The following is a 14955-nucleotide window of genomic DNA, read 5'->3' on the forward strand; positions in this document are numbered from 1 at the left end:
CTTCGCGGGCACGCCCGCGAAGATGGCGACGCGGTTCAACGGCGGGCGCCGCGCACCCCTTCAGCCAGTGCCGAGCACAGGCTCAATACATCGTTCACGGCCTGATCGGCATCTTTGGCCTGGGCAATCTTGTCGACCAGCGCCGAGCCCACCACCACGCCGTCCGACAGGCGGGCAATGGCCGCAGCCTGCTCCGGCGTACGAATGCCAAAGCCAACGCTGATCGGCAGGTCGGTATGCCGACGCAGGCGGGCAATGGCTTCGGTCACGTGCTCGGTGGTCGCCGAGCCAGCACCGGTCACACCGGCCACCGACACGTAGTAGACGAACCCGGAGCTGCGCTCCAGCACGCGCGGCAGGCGCGCGTCGTCGGTGGTCGGGGTGGTCAGGCGGATGAAGTCGATACCCGCGGCCTGGGCCGGGGTCGCCAGCTCGGCATCATGCTCGGGCGGCAGGTCGACGATGATCAGGCCATCGACGCCGGCTTGCTTGGCTTCGGCCACGAACTTTTCCACGCCAAAGCGGTGGATAGGGTTGTAGTAGCCCATCAGTACGATCGGTGTGGTCTGGTTTTCCACACGGAATTCGCGAACCATCTGCAGGGTCTTGGCCAGCGTCTGGCCAGCTTCCAGGGCGCGCAGGGTGGCCAGCTGGATGGCCACGCCGTCGGCCATCGGGTCGGTGAACGGCATGCCCAGTTCGATCACGTCGGCACCGGCTGCCGGCAGGCCCTTGAGGATCTGCAGCGAGGCGTCATAGCCCGGGTCGCCCGCGGTGACGAAGGTGACCAGTGCCGAGCGGCCTTCGGCCTTCAGCTCGGCGAAGCGTTGTTCAAGACGGCTCATGCCTGTTTCTCCTGGGCGGCCATGTGGTTCATGACGGTTTGCATGTCTTTGTCGCCGCGGCCCGACAGGCACACGACCATCAGGTGGTCCTTGGGCAGCTTCGGTGCGCGCTTGATTGCCTCGGCCAGGGCGTGGGAGCTTTCCAGGGCCGGGATGATGCCTTCCAGGCGGCAGGTGGCGTGGAACGCATCCAGCGCTTCGTCGTCGGTGATGCTGACGTACTCGACACGCTTCACTTCGTGCAGGTAGGCGTGCTCCGGGCCGATGCCCGGGTAGTCCAGGCCGGCGGAAATCGAGTGGGCGTCGGTGATCTGGCCGTCTTCGTCCTGCAGCAGGTAGGTGCGGTTGCCGTGCAGCACGCCCGGCACGCCGCCGTTCAGGCTGGCGGCGTGCTTGTCGGTGTGCACGCCGTGGCCACCGGCTTCGACGCCGATGATCTGCACGCTTGGCTCTTCGAGGAACTCATGGAACAGGCCCATGGCGTTGGAGCCGCCGCCGACGCAGGCAACCAGGCTGTCTGGCAGGCGGCCTTCCTTCTCCTGCAGCTGGGCGCGGGTTTCCTTGCCGATGATCGACTGGAAGTCGCGGACCATGGCCGGGTACGGGTGCGGGCCGGCCACGGTGCCGATCAGGTAGAAGGTGTCGTCGACGTTGGTGACCCAGTCGCGCAGGGCCTCATTCATGGCGTCCTTCAGGGTGCCGGTGCCGGCGGTGACCGGGACGATCTCGGCGCCCAGCAGCTTCATGCGGAACACGTTGGCCTGCTGGCGCTCGATGTCGGTGGCGCCCATGTAGATCACGCAAGGCAGGCCGAAGCGCGCGGCAACGGTGGCAGTGGCCACACCGTGCATGCCGGCGCCGGTTTCGGCGATCAGGCGCTTCTTGCCCATGCGCTTGGCCAGCAGCACCTGGCCGATGCAGTTGTTCACCTTGTGCGCGCCGGTGTGGTTGAGCTCTTCACGCTTGAAGAAGATCTTCGCGCCACCGCAGTGCTCGGTCAGGCGCTCGGCGAAGTACAGTGGGTTGGGGCGGCCGATGTAGTCGCGCTGGAAGTAGGCCAGCTCTTCGAGGAACTTGGGGTCCGCCTTGGCCGCTTCGTATTCGCGGGCCAGGTCCAGCACCAGTGGCATCAGGGTTTCGGCCACGTAGCGGCCGCCGAACGAGCCGAACAGGCCGTTGGCGTCGGGGCCGGGGCGGTATTGGGACTGGGTCATGGGGCGCTCCAGGGCGTAATGAATGAGTGATGGGCTTTACTCTAACCACGGCAAGCCCGGCTGAAAACCGATAAGATTGCGCAAACTTGTCAGAAAAACTCACAGGTAAAATGGCCCACGACCTCCCTCCCCTCAACGCCCTGCGGGCTTTTGAGGCCACCGCACGGCTCAATAGCGTCAGCCAGGCGGCCGAAGCGCTGCACGTCACCCATGGCGCCGTCAGCCGGCAGATCAAGGTGCTCGAGGAACACTTGGGCGTAGCGCTGTTCGTCAAGGACGGGCGCGGCATCAAACTCACAGATGCCGGTGTGCGTCTGCGCGATGCCAGTGGCGAAGCCTTCGACCGGCTGCGCAGCGTGTGTGCCGAGCTCAGCCACGATGTCAGCGAGGCGCCGTTCGTGCTGGGCTGCTCGGGCAGCCTGCTGGCGCGCTGGTTCATCCCGCGGTTGGGGCGGCTGCAGGCGGACTTGCCAGAGCTGCGCCTGCACCTGTCGGCGGGCGAAGGCGATCTCGACCCGCGGCGGCCGGGGCTGGATGCGCTGCTGGTATATGCCGAGCCGCCGTGGCCGGCGGACATGCAGGTGCATGTGCTGGCCGAGGAACGCATCGGACCGGTGCTCAGCCCGCATTTCGCCGGTTTCGAGCGCTTGCAGGGTGCGCCGGCCAAGGCCTTGCTGGGCGAGGCCTTGCTACACACCACCTCGCGCCCGCAGGCCTGGCCGACCTGGGCGCTGGAGCAGGGGCTGGAGCCGGCGGCCCTCCACTATGGCCAGGCTTTCGAGCACCTGTATTACCTGCTGGAAGCTGCCGTGGCCGGGCTGGGTGTGGCGATTGCACCGCAGCCGCTGGTCGCCGATGACCTGCGGGCGGGCCGTTTGAGTGCGCCGTGGGGCTTTTCACCAACCCCTGCAGCGCTGGCATTGTGGGTGCCCCGGCGCGCCGCGGACGGGCGCGCCGAGCAGCTGGCGCAGTGGTTACGGGCGGAGCTGGCGCGGCAGGGCGCCTAGTCTAGTTGCGCTTGCACAGCAGGTAGGCTGCCAGCAGGCCCAGTGCACCAATAGCAACGCCCGCCGTGGTGTAGGGGTGTTCCTGAGCGTAATCGCGTGTGGCGATGCCAGTCTGGCGGGTACGGTGTTTCACTTCTTCGTAGGCATCGCTCAGCAGGCTACGGGAATGGCGGAGGGCGCTTTCGGCGTTGCTGCGGATGGCCTTCACCGACTTCTGGGATTCCTCGGAAGCATCATGCTTGAGGTTCTCCAGGGTCTTCAGAAGGCTCTCGATTTCGGCTTCCATGCTTTCCAGGGACGTTTTACGCAGCGAATTGCGGTGCATGTTGACTCTCCTTCGCGTTGTGGGCTGTAGAAGTTGCGACTGCCTGGCGAAGCGAAAGTGCGATCGAACTTTCACCAGCGGTGACAGCTCGCAGGTAAACCCGGCCTGCGCTGCTAGGCTGAATCTCACCGTTATCCAAGGAGAGCGCTCATGACCGATCATCACACTTACAAGAAGATCGAACTGGTGGGGTCGTCGACCACCAGCATCGAAGAGGCGATCAACAATGCCCTGGCCGAAGCCGGCAAGAGCATCAAGCACCTGGAGTGGTTCGAGGTGATAGATACCCGCGGTCATATCCGTGACAACAAGGCGGCGCACTTCCAGGTCACGCTGAAGGTCGGCTTCCGTATTGCCAACAGCTGAAACACCGTCGGGCTGGATGAGCCCGGCATGATGGGGTATTCAGGAAGGGGGCGCCTTGGCGGGCGCCCTTTCTGATTTCATCTGCACAAGGAAAGCGAGTGATGAACAAACTGATTCTGGCGCTGGGCCTTATGACCCTGGCGGGTGGTGCACTGGCAGCGGGCAAGCCGTGCGAGGAGCTCAAGGCGGAGATTGCGGCGAAGCTGGATGCCAAGGGGGTCACCGGCTACAAGCTGGAGATCGTCGACAAGGGCGACCCGGCTGGCAAGGTGATTGGTAGTTGCGAGGCTGGTACCAAGGAAATTGTGTACCGTCGCGGTTAACGGGTTGGATTCTTCGCGGGTAAACCCGCTCCCACAGGTACGGTGCCGGTCTCAGGCCCTGTGATACCCCTGTGGGAGCGGGTTTACCCGCGAAGAAGGTCACGCAGTCTTGAGAGCCTGCGCCATCAGTTCATAGGACCGGATCCGGTCCGCATGCTCATACAGATCACAGGTAAAGATCAGCTCATCGGCGCCGGTCTGCTCCAGCAGCACTTCCACCTTGGCCCGCACCTTCTGCGGGCTGCCGATCATCGCCAGGCCGAGGAAGCTGCCCACCGCATCCCGTTCATGGGGTAGCCACAGCCCATCCATGCTTTCCACCGGCGGCTTCTGCATCAGGCTCTGCCCGCGAATCAGCGCGAGGATGCGCTGGTACACCGAAGTGGCCAGGTACTCGGCCTTTTCATCGGTTTGCGCCACCACCATGGGGATGCCCAGCATTACATACGGCTTGTCCAGCGTGGTCGAGGGCTTGAAGTGGTTGCGGTATACGCGGATCGCCTCGTGCATGTAGCGCGGCGCAAAGTGCGAGGCGAAGGCGTAAGGCATGCCGCGCATGCCGGCCAGCTGGGCGCTGAACAGGCTGGAGCCGAGCAGCCACATCGGCACCTCGGTGTCGTGCCCTGGCACTGCGATCACTTTTTGGTCATCAGTACGCGGGCCGAGGTAGCGTGACAGTTCCTCGACATCGTCCGGGAAGTCATCCGGGCCGCCGGCGCGGTCGCGGCGCAGGGCGTAGGCGGTCATCTGGTCGGAACCCGGCGCGCGGCCCAGGCCCAGGTCGATGCGCCCCGGGTACAGGCTGGCCAGGGTGCCGAACTGCTCGGCGATCACCAGCGGCGCATGGTTGGGCAGCATGACCCCGCCAGAGCCCACGCGAATGCTCGAGGTACCACCGGCCAGGTAGCCGATCAGCACCGCAGTCGCCGAACTGGCGATGCCGTCCATGTTGTGGTGCTCGGCCACCCAGAAGCGGTTGTAGCCAAAGCGCTCGACGTGCTGCGCCAGGTCCAGCGAGTTGCGCAGCGACTGCGCCGGGCCGGCGTCGGCACGTACCGGTACCAGGTCGAGGGTGGAAATCTTCAGGTCACGCAGCTGCGTCATGGAGCCTCCGCAAAGGTGTTTGGCCACAGGCCTTTTCAACTCTGTATGGGCACATTCGATGGATTCAATGCTTGCCTTGCGATTATGAGCTTGCCGTTGGCGGCTGGGCTCTTATTGGGGAAACGGTGCAATGAGAGCGGTTTGCTGTAGTCTAAACAGCGTCGGCAGCACGCTGCCCTTTCAGGAGCCGTTTCATGATTCGCGTAGCATTCGCCGTGTTGGCTTCCCTGGTCGCCACATCTGCGCTGGCGGTGGTCAAGCCGTGCGAGGAGCTCAAAGCCGAGATCGAGGCCAAGATCCAGGCCCAAGGGGTTTCGTCCTATACCCTGGAAATCGTGCCCAACAGCGAGGTCAAGGACCAGAACATGGTCGTCGGGACCTGCGATGGTGGAACCAAGAAGATCATTTATCAGAAGAATGATCAGTAAGTTCTAGAGCCCGGGGCTGCAAGGCAGCCCCAGGTCACGGAATGCAGAACACCTCGCTAGGCTCGTTCACCACTACCTTGCGGCTGCCGTCATACAGCAGCACCTGCGGCTCCATCACCGGCGCCCGAGCCTCCAGGCGGTAGCGTTCACCGGCCCGGAAGTTGTCAAAGCGTACGGTCAGGTAGCAGGTACGGTCCCTGGGTTGGGTCATGGGGCCGCCCCCGTAGATCTCATAATCGAAGCGCACTACCAGTTCGTGCTTGCCCGGTGTCACCTGGAAGTAACGGCCATCCTCCAGGCGCTGGCCATCGAGGCGGTCGGCCATGATCGTCCTGCCGGGAGTCATGGTGTACAGGTCGACCCAGGCCTGTTTGGGGTCGACGGGGGGCAAGGGGCTAGCGCAGGCCCCCAGTGCACTGAGGGCAATCAGCATCATGGGCTGGCGCATGGCAAGTCTCCACTTGCGGTTTACACGCTACAAGCATAGCGCCGTTTGTACGGTTCAGGTGCGCTGGCAGCCTGCAGGCAAGCCCTGGCCAACCAGTTTCTGCTGATGGTCGTAGAGTTTGATCCAGGGGCGGAAACCGATGCTGCCAGCCTGCATCTGGTAGCGCTGGCCGGCACTGAAATCCTTGAAGGTCAGCTTGACCTGGCAATCACGCCACAACGGCTCCTTGACCGGGCCGATATTGCTGGGGGTAACCGGAAACTGGTAGCGCACCGTCAGCTCGTGGCTGCCGGGCTGTACTTCGAAATAGCGGCTGTCGGCCCAGTCGCGTTCATCTACCTGCACGGCGTGCAGCGAGGTGTTGTCGTAGGGCGTGAGGTCGATCCAGGCCTGGTTCGGGTCTGGGTCTGGCAAGGTCGAACAGGCGGATATCAGCAGCAGTGAGCCGATGACCAATAGTGCACGCATGGCGAAACGCCCCCTTGGCGAGATAGTCTTGGAGTGAATCGGCCTTGAGCGAGTCAGACAGTCCCGGATGCTTCGACTTATTCTTATGCAGCGCTCAGGTCCTGGGCCACTCGACCTTCTTTTCACCCGTTTGGTTCCGCTGCTGGCGGTGCTCCTGCTGAACGGTTGCAGCAGCGCCGCCTACTATGGGCAGTTGGCCGAGGGCCAGTGGCAGTTGCTGCGTGCACGGCAGCCGGTGGAGCAGGTAGTGGCCGACCCGGCCACCTCCGCGCAACTGCGCGCGCGCCTGGAACATGCCAGTCAGGCACGGGTATTTGCCAGCCAGCAGCTGAAGCTGCCGGACAACCGCAGCTACCGGGTATATGCCGACATTGGCCGGCCCTACGTGGTGTGGAATGTGTTCGCCACCCCCGAGCTGTCGTTGCAGCCGGTGACTCACTGTTTCCCGATCGCGGGGTGTGTGGCCTATCGCGGCTATTACCAGCAAGGCGCGGCGCGTGGGGCGGCGGCGTTGATGCGCCAGGAAGGCATGGATGCATACGTGGGCGGCGTGGAGGCCTATTCGACCCTGGGCTGGTTCGACGACCCGATCCTGTCGTCGATGGTGGGCTGGAGCGAAGAGCGCCTGGCCACGCTGATCTTCCATGAGCTCGCCCACCAGCGCTTCTATGTGCAGGACGATACCGAGTTCAACGAGTCGTTTGCCTCCTTCGTCGAGCAGGAAGGCACGCGGCAATGGCGCATGGCGCGTGGGCTTGCTGCGGTTGGGGGGAAGCAGGGGCAGCAGCGTGAGCAGTTCACCCGCTTGGTGCTGGCCAGCCGCGAGCGGCTGCAGGCGATATATGCCGGGTCTCTGGATGATGTGCAGAAGCGGGCGGCCAAGCAGGCGGAGTTTGAGCGCTTGCGGCGTGAATACCGGCAGCTGCGGGATGGCCAGTGGGGTGGCGACAGGCGTTATGACGCCTGGATGTATGGGCCGATGAACAATGCCAAGTTGTTGCCGTTCGGGCTGTATGACCAGTGGGTGCCGGCGTTTGCGGCGGTGTTCCGCGAAGTGGGTGGGGATTGGGCGCGGTTTTATCAGAGGGTGGAGCAGTTGGGGCGGTTGCCGATTGAAGAGCGGAAGGCGGCGTTGCGGCGGTTGATGGTTAGCCGGTGAGATTTTGGGGCCGCGTTGCGGCCCATCGCCGGCAAGGCAGCCCCAATGGCCATCAAGCCTTGAGAAATGCCTGATGCATCTCGGCCAAGGTAGCAAAGTGGAATGCCGGTTCTTCCGCCATCAACTCCTCCTGGCTACCAAACCCATACCCCACCGCCACTGCCTGCAACCCATTGCTGCGCGCACCGATCAGGTCATGCTTGCGGTCGCCGATCATCAGGGTCTGCGCCGGGTCCAGCCCTTCTTCATCAAGCAGATGGCGAATCAGCTCGACCTTGTTGGTGCGCGTGCCGTCCAGCTCACTGCCGTAGATCACCTTGAAGTGGTGGTCAAAGGCGAAGTGCCGGGCGATTTCACGGGCGAACTCCCACGGCTTGGAGGTGGCGATGTACAGCGTGCGGCCCTGGCCGTTCAGGGCCTCGAGCAGCTCCGGTACACCGTCGAACACCAGGTTTTCGTACAGGCCGGTGACGCTGAAGCGTTCCCTATAGAAGTTCACCGCATCCCAGGCCTTGGCTTCGTCGAAGCTGTAGAACTGCATGAAGGCCTGCAGCAGGGGTGGGCCGATGAAGTGCTCGAGGCGGGTGAGGTCCGGCTCGTCGATGCCCAGTTTGGCCAGTGCGTACTGGATCGAGCGGGTGATGCCCAGGCGAGGGTCGGTCAGGGTGCCGTCGAGGTCGAACAGGATGTTTTGCTGGTGCATTTACTGAGTTCCACTTGAGTGCTGCGTGGTCTTCTTCGCGGGTAAACCCGCTCCCACAGGGATATCACAGGGCCTGAGGCCGGCGCCGTACCTGTGGGAGCGGGTTTACCCGCGAATGCGGTCATTCAGGTTGGTCGTAGCCTTCGGCCAGGTGCTGGTCCTTGAGCTTCACGTAGTTGCTGGCGCTGTAGGCGAAGAATGCGTGTTCCTGGTCGTTCAGCAGCCGGGCCTGTTTCACCGGGCTGCCCATGTACAGGTAGCCACTGACCAGGCGTTTGCCTGGTGGCACCAGGCTACCGGCGCCAATGATCACTTCGTCCTCGACGATGGCGCCGTCCATGATGGTGCTGCCCATGCCGACCAGGATGCGGTTGCCCAGGGTGCAGCCATGCAGCATGACCTTGTGGCCGATGGTCACTTCGTCGCCGATGATCAGCGGGAAACCGTCCGGGTTGAAGGGACCTGCGTGGGTGATGTGCAGCACGCTGCCGTCCTGCACGCTGGTGCGAGCGCCGATGCGGATGCGGTGCATGTCGCCGCGTACCACGGTCAACGGCCAGACCGAGCTGTCTTCACCGATTTCCACGTCGCCCAGCACTACCGCTGACCGGTCGACGAAGGCCCTGGGCCCAACTTTCGGAGTGTGTTGCTGGAAGCTTCGGATGGCCATGATAGCGTCTCTCATCTGTGCCGATAGGCAGGCTGCCTGCTGCGGTCGGCGTCGATTGTAATTAAGATGGGGCAGTGTTTCTTCTGCCAAGGTATCCAAACCGTGAGTGCGAACAACCCGCTTCTGCAGTCCTACGATCTGCCGCCCTTCTCGCAAATCCGTGCCGAACACGTGTTGCCGGCGATCGAAGCGATCCTGGCCGACAACCGTAAAGCCATTGCCGAGATCCTCGAAAAGCAGGGCAAGAACCCGACCTGGGCCGGCCTGGTGCTGGCCATGGACGAACTGAACGACCGCCTGGGCGCCGCCTGGAGCCCGGTCAGCCACCTCAATGCGGTGTGCAACAGCGCGGAACTGCGCGAAGCCTACGAGTCGTGCCTGCCGGCGCTGAGCGCCTACTCTACCGAACTGGGCCAGAACCGTGCGCTGTTCGAAGCCTACCAGGCGCTGATCGATAGCCCGGAGGCCGCCGGCTTCGACGTGGCGCAAAAGACTATCCTCGAGCATGCCCTGCGTGACTTCCGCCTGTCGGGTATCGACCTGCCTGCTGATAAACAGCAGCGCTACGCCGAAGTGCAGAGCAAGCTCAGCGAGCTGGGCAGCCGTTTCTCCAACCAGCTGCTCGACGCCACCCAGGCCTGGACCAAGCACGTTACCGACGAAGCCGCGCTGGCCGGCCTGACCGATTCGGCCAAGGCGCAGATGGCCGCCGCCGCCCAGGCCAAGGGCCTCGACGGCTGGCTGATCACCCTGGAATTCCCCAGCTACTACGCGGTAATGACCTACGCCAGCGACCGTGCCCTGCGCGAAGAGTTGTACGCCGCCTACTGCACCCGTGCTTCGGACCAGGGCCCGAATGCTGGCCAGTTCGACAACGGCCCGGTGATGCAGGAAATCCTCGGCCTGCGCCAGGAGCTGGCCGAACTGCTGGGCTACAAGAACTACGCCGAGCTGAGCCTGGCCACCAAGATGGCCGAGTCCAGCGACCAGGTGCTGAGCTTCCTGCGTGACCTGGCCAAGCGTTCCAAGCCGTTCGCCGCCCAGGATCTGGAGCAGCTCAAGGCCTACGCCGCTGAGCAGGGCTGCCCTGAGCTGGCCAGCTGGGACGCCGGCTACTTCGGCGAGAAGCTGCGCGAGCAGCGTTACAGTGTTTCGCAGGAAGCCCTGCGCGCCTACTTCCCGATCGACAAGGTATTGGGCGGCCTGTTCAGCATCGTGCAGCGCCTGTACGGCATCGAAATCGCCGAACTCAAGGGCTTCGACAGTTGGCACCCGGACGTTCGCCTGTTCGAGATCAAGGAAAACGGCCAGCACGTCGGCCGCTTCTTCTTCGATCTCTATGCCCGCGCCAACAAGCGTGGCGGCGCCTGGATGGATGGTGCGCGTGACCGTCGCCGCACCGCCGCTGGCCAGCTGCAGAGCCCGGTGGCCAACCTGGTGTGCAACTTCACCCCGGCCGCCCCCGGCAAGCCGGCGCTGTTGACCCACGATGAAGTCACCACCTTGTTCCATGAGTTCGGCCATGGCCTGCACCACATGCTGACCCGCATCGAGCATGCCGGCGTATCCGGTATCAACGGCGTGGCCTGGGACGCGGTCGAACTGCCGAGCCAGTTCATGGAAAACTGGTGCTGGGAGCCGGAAGGCCTGGCACTGATCTCCGCCCACTACGAAACCGGTGCACCCCTGCCCCAGGACCTGCTGGACAAGATGCTGGCGGCGAAGAACTTCCAGTCGGGCATGATGATGGTGCGTCAGCTGGAGTTCTCGCTGTTCGACTTCGAGCTGCATGCCACCCATGGTGACGGCCGCAGCGTGCTGCAGGTGCTCGAAGGCGTACGCGACGAGGTGTCGGTCATGCGCCCACCGGCGTACAACCGCTTCCCCAACAGCTTTGCGCACATCTTCGCGGGTGGTTACGCGGCGGGCTACTACAGCTACAAATGGGCCGAGGTGCTGTCGGCTGACGCCTTCTCGCGCTTCGAGGAAGAAGGCGTGCTGAACGCCGAGACCGGTCGCGCCTTCCGCGAGGCGATACTGGCACGCGGTGGCTCTCGCGAGCCGATGGAGCTGTTCGTCGACTTCCGTGGCCGTGAGCCTTCCATCGATGCCTTGCTGCGCCACAGTGGCCTGAGCGAGGACGCTGCAGCATGAGCGAGGTAGCCGTGAACAAGACCAAGAAACGCTTCATTGCCGGGGCGGTATGCCCGGCGTGCAGCGAGACCGACAAGTTGATGATGTGGAACGAAGACGGCGTACCACACCGCGAGTGCGTGGCCTGCGGCTTTACCGACACCCTCAACGAGCAGGGCTTGTCGGTGCCGAAGGAACTCGGCACCCGGGTCAACCATCTGCAACCGAAAGCCGCGCCGGCCAAGGTACAGACGGTGCAGTTCTTCCCCAACCCGAAGCTGAAGAAACCGGCTGAATAAAGCCTTCGTGCCGCCCGGGCGCCGTGCCCGGGCCGGTATGCCCAGGTGGTAGATAGTCAGGCCACCTGCTGTACGCTGGCCATGCAAGCTCGCCTGCTCTTTTCTACGAGCAAGGTGTTGCGCCATGGACAACCCACTTCTGCAAAATAGCCATATCCCCGTCGATTATCCGGCGATCACCATCGAAAACATGCAAGTCGCCTTTGAACACGTGCTGTTGGCGCACGAGCAAGGCATCGAACGCATCCTCCTCGATCAGCAGGCCATGCCAACCTGGGATGACATGGTGCTGGCGGTTGACGGGCTGGATAGCCAGCTGCTGGCGGTGTTGTATGCCGCCTCGCCATTGGTTGACCGGGATGAAGCCTGGGCCGCGGCCATTATCGACTTCTTTGCCAAGACCACGGAGCGGTTCGACCAGAAATTCACCAACGCTGCACTGCAGGCCCTGTATGAGCGCTTGGCCAACAGCGACATCGGCAAGCAGCTGGATGCCCAGAAACGCGCCACGTTGCGCTGGCATCTGGACAAGTTCAGCGCCTGTGGTGCATCGCTCGCCCCTGCAGGCAAGGTACGCCTGGCCGAGCTCCTGAAACAGATTAGCGCTGCGCGGGAGGCGTTTCGCAGCAACATCAACAGGCCAGGGCTGAGCGTCACGGATGAATCCGAACTGAGCGGTATACCTCAACGCATCCGTGATGAGCTGGCTACAAGGGCACAAGAGGCGGGAGAGCCAGGCTGGTTGATTGCGTGCGAAAGCGTGACCACCGATGCCGTGCTCAAACATGCTGACAACCGGCAGCTGCGTGAGCGCGTGTACCGGGCTTACAACACACGAGGCGTCGGCCTTGGCCTGCAGCAGGACAATCGCTCGCTCCTGGAGCAACTGGCGAGGCTGCTGGAAGAAAAGGCTCACCTGCTCGGCTTTGCCAGCCATCTGGAGCAGAGCCTGCATGTGAAGAGCGCGGGTTCGGTTACCCATGTGCGCGGCTTTCTTCATGACCTGGCCGAGCATGTGCGGCCGGCCATGCTGCAGTGGCGCGCAGACATGCAGCGCCAGGCCGCAGCCAAGGGGCTGGGGAATATCCAACCCTGGGACATTGCCTACCTGCAGGCTTCGTCGCGCACGGTGCTGCCCACCGAAGCCTTGCGCGAATACTTCCCGCTGAATGCTGTGGTCAGCGCATTGCAGCAACTGGCGGAAAAGCTGTTTGACGTGACGCTGCAGGCCAGGCCGCTGGCAACCTGGGATGACAGCGTGCAACCGTTCGAGGTGTGGCAGGACAACGCCTTGATCGGCTTCTTCTACCTGGACGCCGTACAGCATGCCGGCAAGCAGCCTGACTCGGTGTTCACCACCTACATTCGCAACCGCCGGGTCGATGCCGAGGGGATCTACCAGGCGGCCTCGGTGGTGGTCTACAGCGACGTGCCAGCAGCGCTGCCGGGTAGCCAGCCGTTGCTGGGCCATCTGTCACTGCGCAAGCTGTTCCACGAGTTTGGCCATGCCTTGCACCACTTGCTGGTGCGCACGACCAACCACGTGATGTCCAACGTCACAGAACTCGGGACCGATGGCGTGGAGCTGTTCGGCAAGCTGTTCGAGCGCTGGGTCTGGGACGCTGATTACCTGGTGGCGATCTCGTCGCACCAGCACGATGGCAGCCAGCTTGACCGGGCGCGGGTCGATGAGTGCCTGCGCCGCTTGCGGCAGCAAGGCGTGGAGGAAACCGCGCGCGATCTGAGCCTGGCGCTGTTCGACCTGGACCTGCATGGTACGCCGAACGATGGCCGGTCCCTCGAACAGCGCCTGAGCGATGCCCGTGAGCATTCTGGCTACTGGCCCCTTGCCGATTTCGAGCACCCGGCGCACGCCTTCGACCATCTGGTGAACGGCTATGATGCCGGCTATTACGCCTATCTGTGGTCGGATGTGCACGCCTTTGACCTGTTCACCCGCTTCGAGGCCCAAGGCCTGCTGGATCGGGCCACAGGCCGGGCGCTGCAGGAGACATTGCTTGCCCCGGGGGCATCGCGCCCGTTGCGTGAAGGCATCGAGCTGTTCCTTGGCCGGCAGCCGAGCCAGCTGCCCTACCTGCGTTGGCATGGCCTGAAGTGAGGGGACGCTGACCGGAGGTGCTGGAAAGATTATGGCGCGCACTATACTGTATATGAATACAGTATACGGGGTGGGCCATGATTCCTCCAGCACCGCAAAAGGGCCGTGGCACGGCACATAATCCGCACAATCGCTTTGCCCCCAGCCATTCGGTGGCGGAGGATGATGGCTGGTGCCAGGAGGTGCCGCAAACCCAGGGCACCGAGGTGCGAGTCGAGACGGCCAAGTCGGTGATCAGCCGCAACACTTCGCCCGACCTGCCCTTCGACCGCTCCATCAACCCTTACCGTGGCTGCGAGCATGGTTGCATTTACTGCTATGCCCGCCCTTCGCACGCCTACTGGGACCTTTCCCCCGGCCTGGATTTCGAGACCAAGCTGATAGCCAAGACCAATGCCGCCGAGGTGCTCGCGCAACAACTGAGCAAACCGGGTTACGTGTGCGCACCGATCAACCTGGGCTCCAATACCGACCCGTACCAGCCGATCGAGCGGGAGCAACTGCTGACCCGGCGCCTGCTCGAAGTGCTGCTGCGTTTTCGCCACCCGGTGACCATCGTCACCAAGGGTTCGCTGGTATTGCGCGACCTTGACCTGCTGGCCGAGATGGCCCGCCAGCGCCTGGCGCGGGTGATGATCAGCCTGACCACGCTGGACGATGACCTGAAACGGGTGCTGGAACCGCGTGCGGCGTCACCCAAGGCGCGCTTGCGAGCGATCCGCGTGTTGCGCGAGGCGGGGGTGCCAGTGGGCGTGTTGTGTTCGCCGATGATTCCAATGATCAACGACAGTGAACTGGAGCGCCTGCTGGAGGCGGCCAGGGAGGCTGGCGCACAGAGCGCGGCCTACATGATGTTGCGCCTGCCGCTGGAGGTGGCGCCGTTGTTCGAGCAATGGCTGCAGGATCATTACCCGCAGCGGGCGGCGCATGTGTTGAGCCTGATCCGCCAGAGCCGCGGTGGCGAGTTGTATGACAGCCGGTTTGGTGTGCGCATGCGCGGTGAAGGGGTATTTGCCGAATTGCTGGCTCAACGCTTCGCCAAGACCATGCGCAAACTGGATTTCGAAGGGCGAGATTCCCAAGTACTTGACTGTACGAAGTTCAGTCCTCCAGGTGGCCAGTTGCTATTGCTCTGATGGGTTGTTGATCTTTGAACAGTTACGCGTGATCACAATATGACCTTGATTGGTGAACTGCTCGAGTTCATGCGCAAGTCAGGTAAGAATACGTCGCGGTTAAATGTGAACTGCGTCATGTTTTTCTAGCAAAACGTAAAGGCAATTTCATTACGAATTGATGCGACAGAGCGCTAGAACCTTGGTTTTGAGCCCTTTCAGAGCGGTC

17 protein-coding genes are annotated in these 14955 nt (G+C 63.2%); 9 read left to right on the top strand and 8 right to left on the bottom strand.

Features of this window, described 5'->3' with window-relative positions:
* Positions 1-35: 35 nt before the first annotated feature.
* Complete coding sequence (gene trpA / locus M2S36_RS04955) at positions 36-845, bottom strand: tryptophan synthase subunit alpha (protein ID WP_333956786.1); 810 nt, start codon at positions 843-845, stop codon at positions 36-38.
* Entirely contained in the window at positions 842-2059 is a 1218-nt protein-coding gene (gene trpB, locus M2S36_RS04960) for a tryptophan synthase subunit beta (protein ID WP_063912318.1), read from the bottom strand. The genes trpA and trpB overlap by 4 nt, the downstream gene beginning before the upstream one ends.
* Before the next feature lie 110 nt (positions 2060-2169).
* Here trpB and M2S36_RS04965 point away from each other — a divergent pair, with 110 nt between their 5' ends.
* Positions 2170-3066: a LysR family transcriptional regulator gene (locus tag M2S36_RS04965; protein ID WP_063912319.1), complete on the top strand. Its 897-nt coding sequence runs from the start codon at positions 2170-2172 to the stop codon at positions 3064-3066.
* 1 nt (position 3067) lies between these two features.
* Here the strand turns inward: M2S36_RS04965 and M2S36_RS04970 are convergent, their stop codons facing one another.
* Positions 3068-3391, bottom strand: coding sequence for a DUF883 family protein (locus M2S36_RS04970; protein WP_063912320.1), 324 nt, complete (start codon positions 3389-3391; stop codon positions 3068-3070).
* Positions 3392-3541: 150 nt separating this feature from the next.
* Between M2S36_RS04970 and M2S36_RS04975 the strand changes: the two genes are divergently transcribed.
* Positions 3542-3757, top strand: a complete 216-nt coding sequence (locus M2S36_RS04975) for a dodecin (RefSeq protein ID WP_013970282.1) — start codon at positions 3542-3544, stop codon at positions 3755-3757.
* Positions 3758-3858: 101 nt separating this feature from the next.
* Positions 3859-4080, top strand: a complete 222-nt coding sequence (locus M2S36_RS04980) for a DUF1161 domain-containing protein (RefSeq protein WP_003261041.1) — start codon at positions 3859-3861, stop codon at positions 4078-4080.
* A 99-nt stretch (positions 4081-4179) separates the two neighbouring features.
* Here M2S36_RS04980 and M2S36_RS04985 read toward each other — a convergent pair whose 3' ends face one another.
* A complete protein-coding gene (locus tag M2S36_RS04985) occupies positions 4180-5184 on the bottom strand; it encodes an LLM class flavin-dependent oxidoreductase (protein WP_233693996.1) in 1005 nt (334 codons plus the stop codon).
* A 194-nt stretch (positions 5185-5378) separates the two neighbouring features.
* On the opposite strand from M2S36_RS04985, the gene M2S36_RS04990 reads away from it, so the two are divergent.
* On the top strand, positions 5379-5612 hold the full coding sequence (locus M2S36_RS04990; RefSeq protein WP_333956787.1) for a DUF1161 domain-containing protein: 234 nt from the start codon (positions 5379-5381) through the stop codon (positions 5610-5612).
* Positions 5613-5646: 34 nt separating this feature from the next.
* Here M2S36_RS04990 and M2S36_RS04995 read toward each other — a convergent pair whose 3' ends face one another.
* On the bottom strand, positions 5647-6060 hold the full coding sequence (locus M2S36_RS04995) for a PA0061/PA0062 family lipoprotein (protein ID WP_063912323.1): 414 nt from the start codon (positions 6058-6060) through the stop codon (positions 5647-5649).
* A 54-nt stretch (positions 6061-6114) separates the two neighbouring features.
* A complete protein-coding gene (locus tag M2S36_RS05000; protein WP_063912324.1) occupies positions 6115-6528 on the bottom strand; it encodes a PA0061/PA0062 family lipoprotein in 414 nt (137 codons plus the stop codon).
* Between the two features lie 85 nt (positions 6529-6613).
* Between M2S36_RS05000 and M2S36_RS05005 the strand changes: the two genes are divergently transcribed.
* Entirely contained in the window at positions 6614-7687 is a 1074-nt protein-coding gene (locus M2S36_RS05005) for an aminopeptidase (protein WP_333956788.1), read from the top strand.
* Between the two features lie 52 nt (positions 7688-7739).
* Here the strand turns inward: M2S36_RS05005 and M2S36_RS05010 are convergent, their stop codons facing one another.
* Together M2S36_RS05010 and M2S36_RS05015 are read right to left on the bottom strand one after the other, a co-directional pair.
* Positions 7740-8390, bottom strand: coding sequence for an HAD family hydrolase (locus tag M2S36_RS05010; RefSeq protein ID WP_063912326.1), 651 nt, complete (start codon positions 8388-8390; stop codon positions 7740-7742).
* A gap of 121 nt (positions 8391-8511) precedes the next feature.
* Entirely contained in the window at positions 8512-9060 is a 549-nt protein-coding gene (locus tag M2S36_RS05015; RefSeq protein WP_233688227.1) for a gamma carbonic anhydrase family protein, read from the bottom strand.
* 66 nt (positions 9061-9126) lie between these two features.
* Here M2S36_RS05015 and prlC point away from each other — a divergent pair, with 66 nt between their 5' ends.
* From prlC to M2S36_RS05035, 4 genes are all read left to right on the top strand, one after another.
* On the top strand, positions 9127-11214 hold the full coding sequence (gene prlC / locus M2S36_RS05020; protein WP_207831467.1) for an oligopeptidase A: 2088 nt from the start codon (positions 9127-9129) through the stop codon (positions 11212-11214).
* Positions 11211-11492, top strand: a complete 282-nt coding sequence (locus tag M2S36_RS05025; RefSeq protein WP_233693992.1) for a YheV family putative zinc ribbon protein — start codon at positions 11211-11213, stop codon at positions 11490-11492. Before prlC ends, M2S36_RS05025 begins: the two co-directional genes overlap by 4 nt.
* A gap of 124 nt (positions 11493-11616) precedes the next feature.
* The gene (locus M2S36_RS05030; protein WP_333956789.1) at positions 11617-13611 is read left to right on the top strand and encodes a M3 family metallopeptidase; all 1995 of its coding nucleotides are present in this window, start codon (positions 11617-11619) and stop codon (positions 13609-13611) included.
* Positions 13612-13688: 77 nt separating this feature from the next.
* A complete protein-coding gene (locus M2S36_RS05035; RefSeq protein WP_333956790.1) occupies positions 13689-14747 on the top strand; it encodes a PA0069 family radical SAM protein in 1059 nt (352 codons plus the stop codon).
* Positions 14748-14955: the final 208 nt, after the last annotated feature.

Source organism: Pseudomonas sp. SF2 (genome assembly GCF_036858055.1).
Lineage (GTDB): Bacteria > Pseudomonadota > Gammaproteobacteria > Pseudomonadales > Pseudomonadaceae > Aquipseudomonas.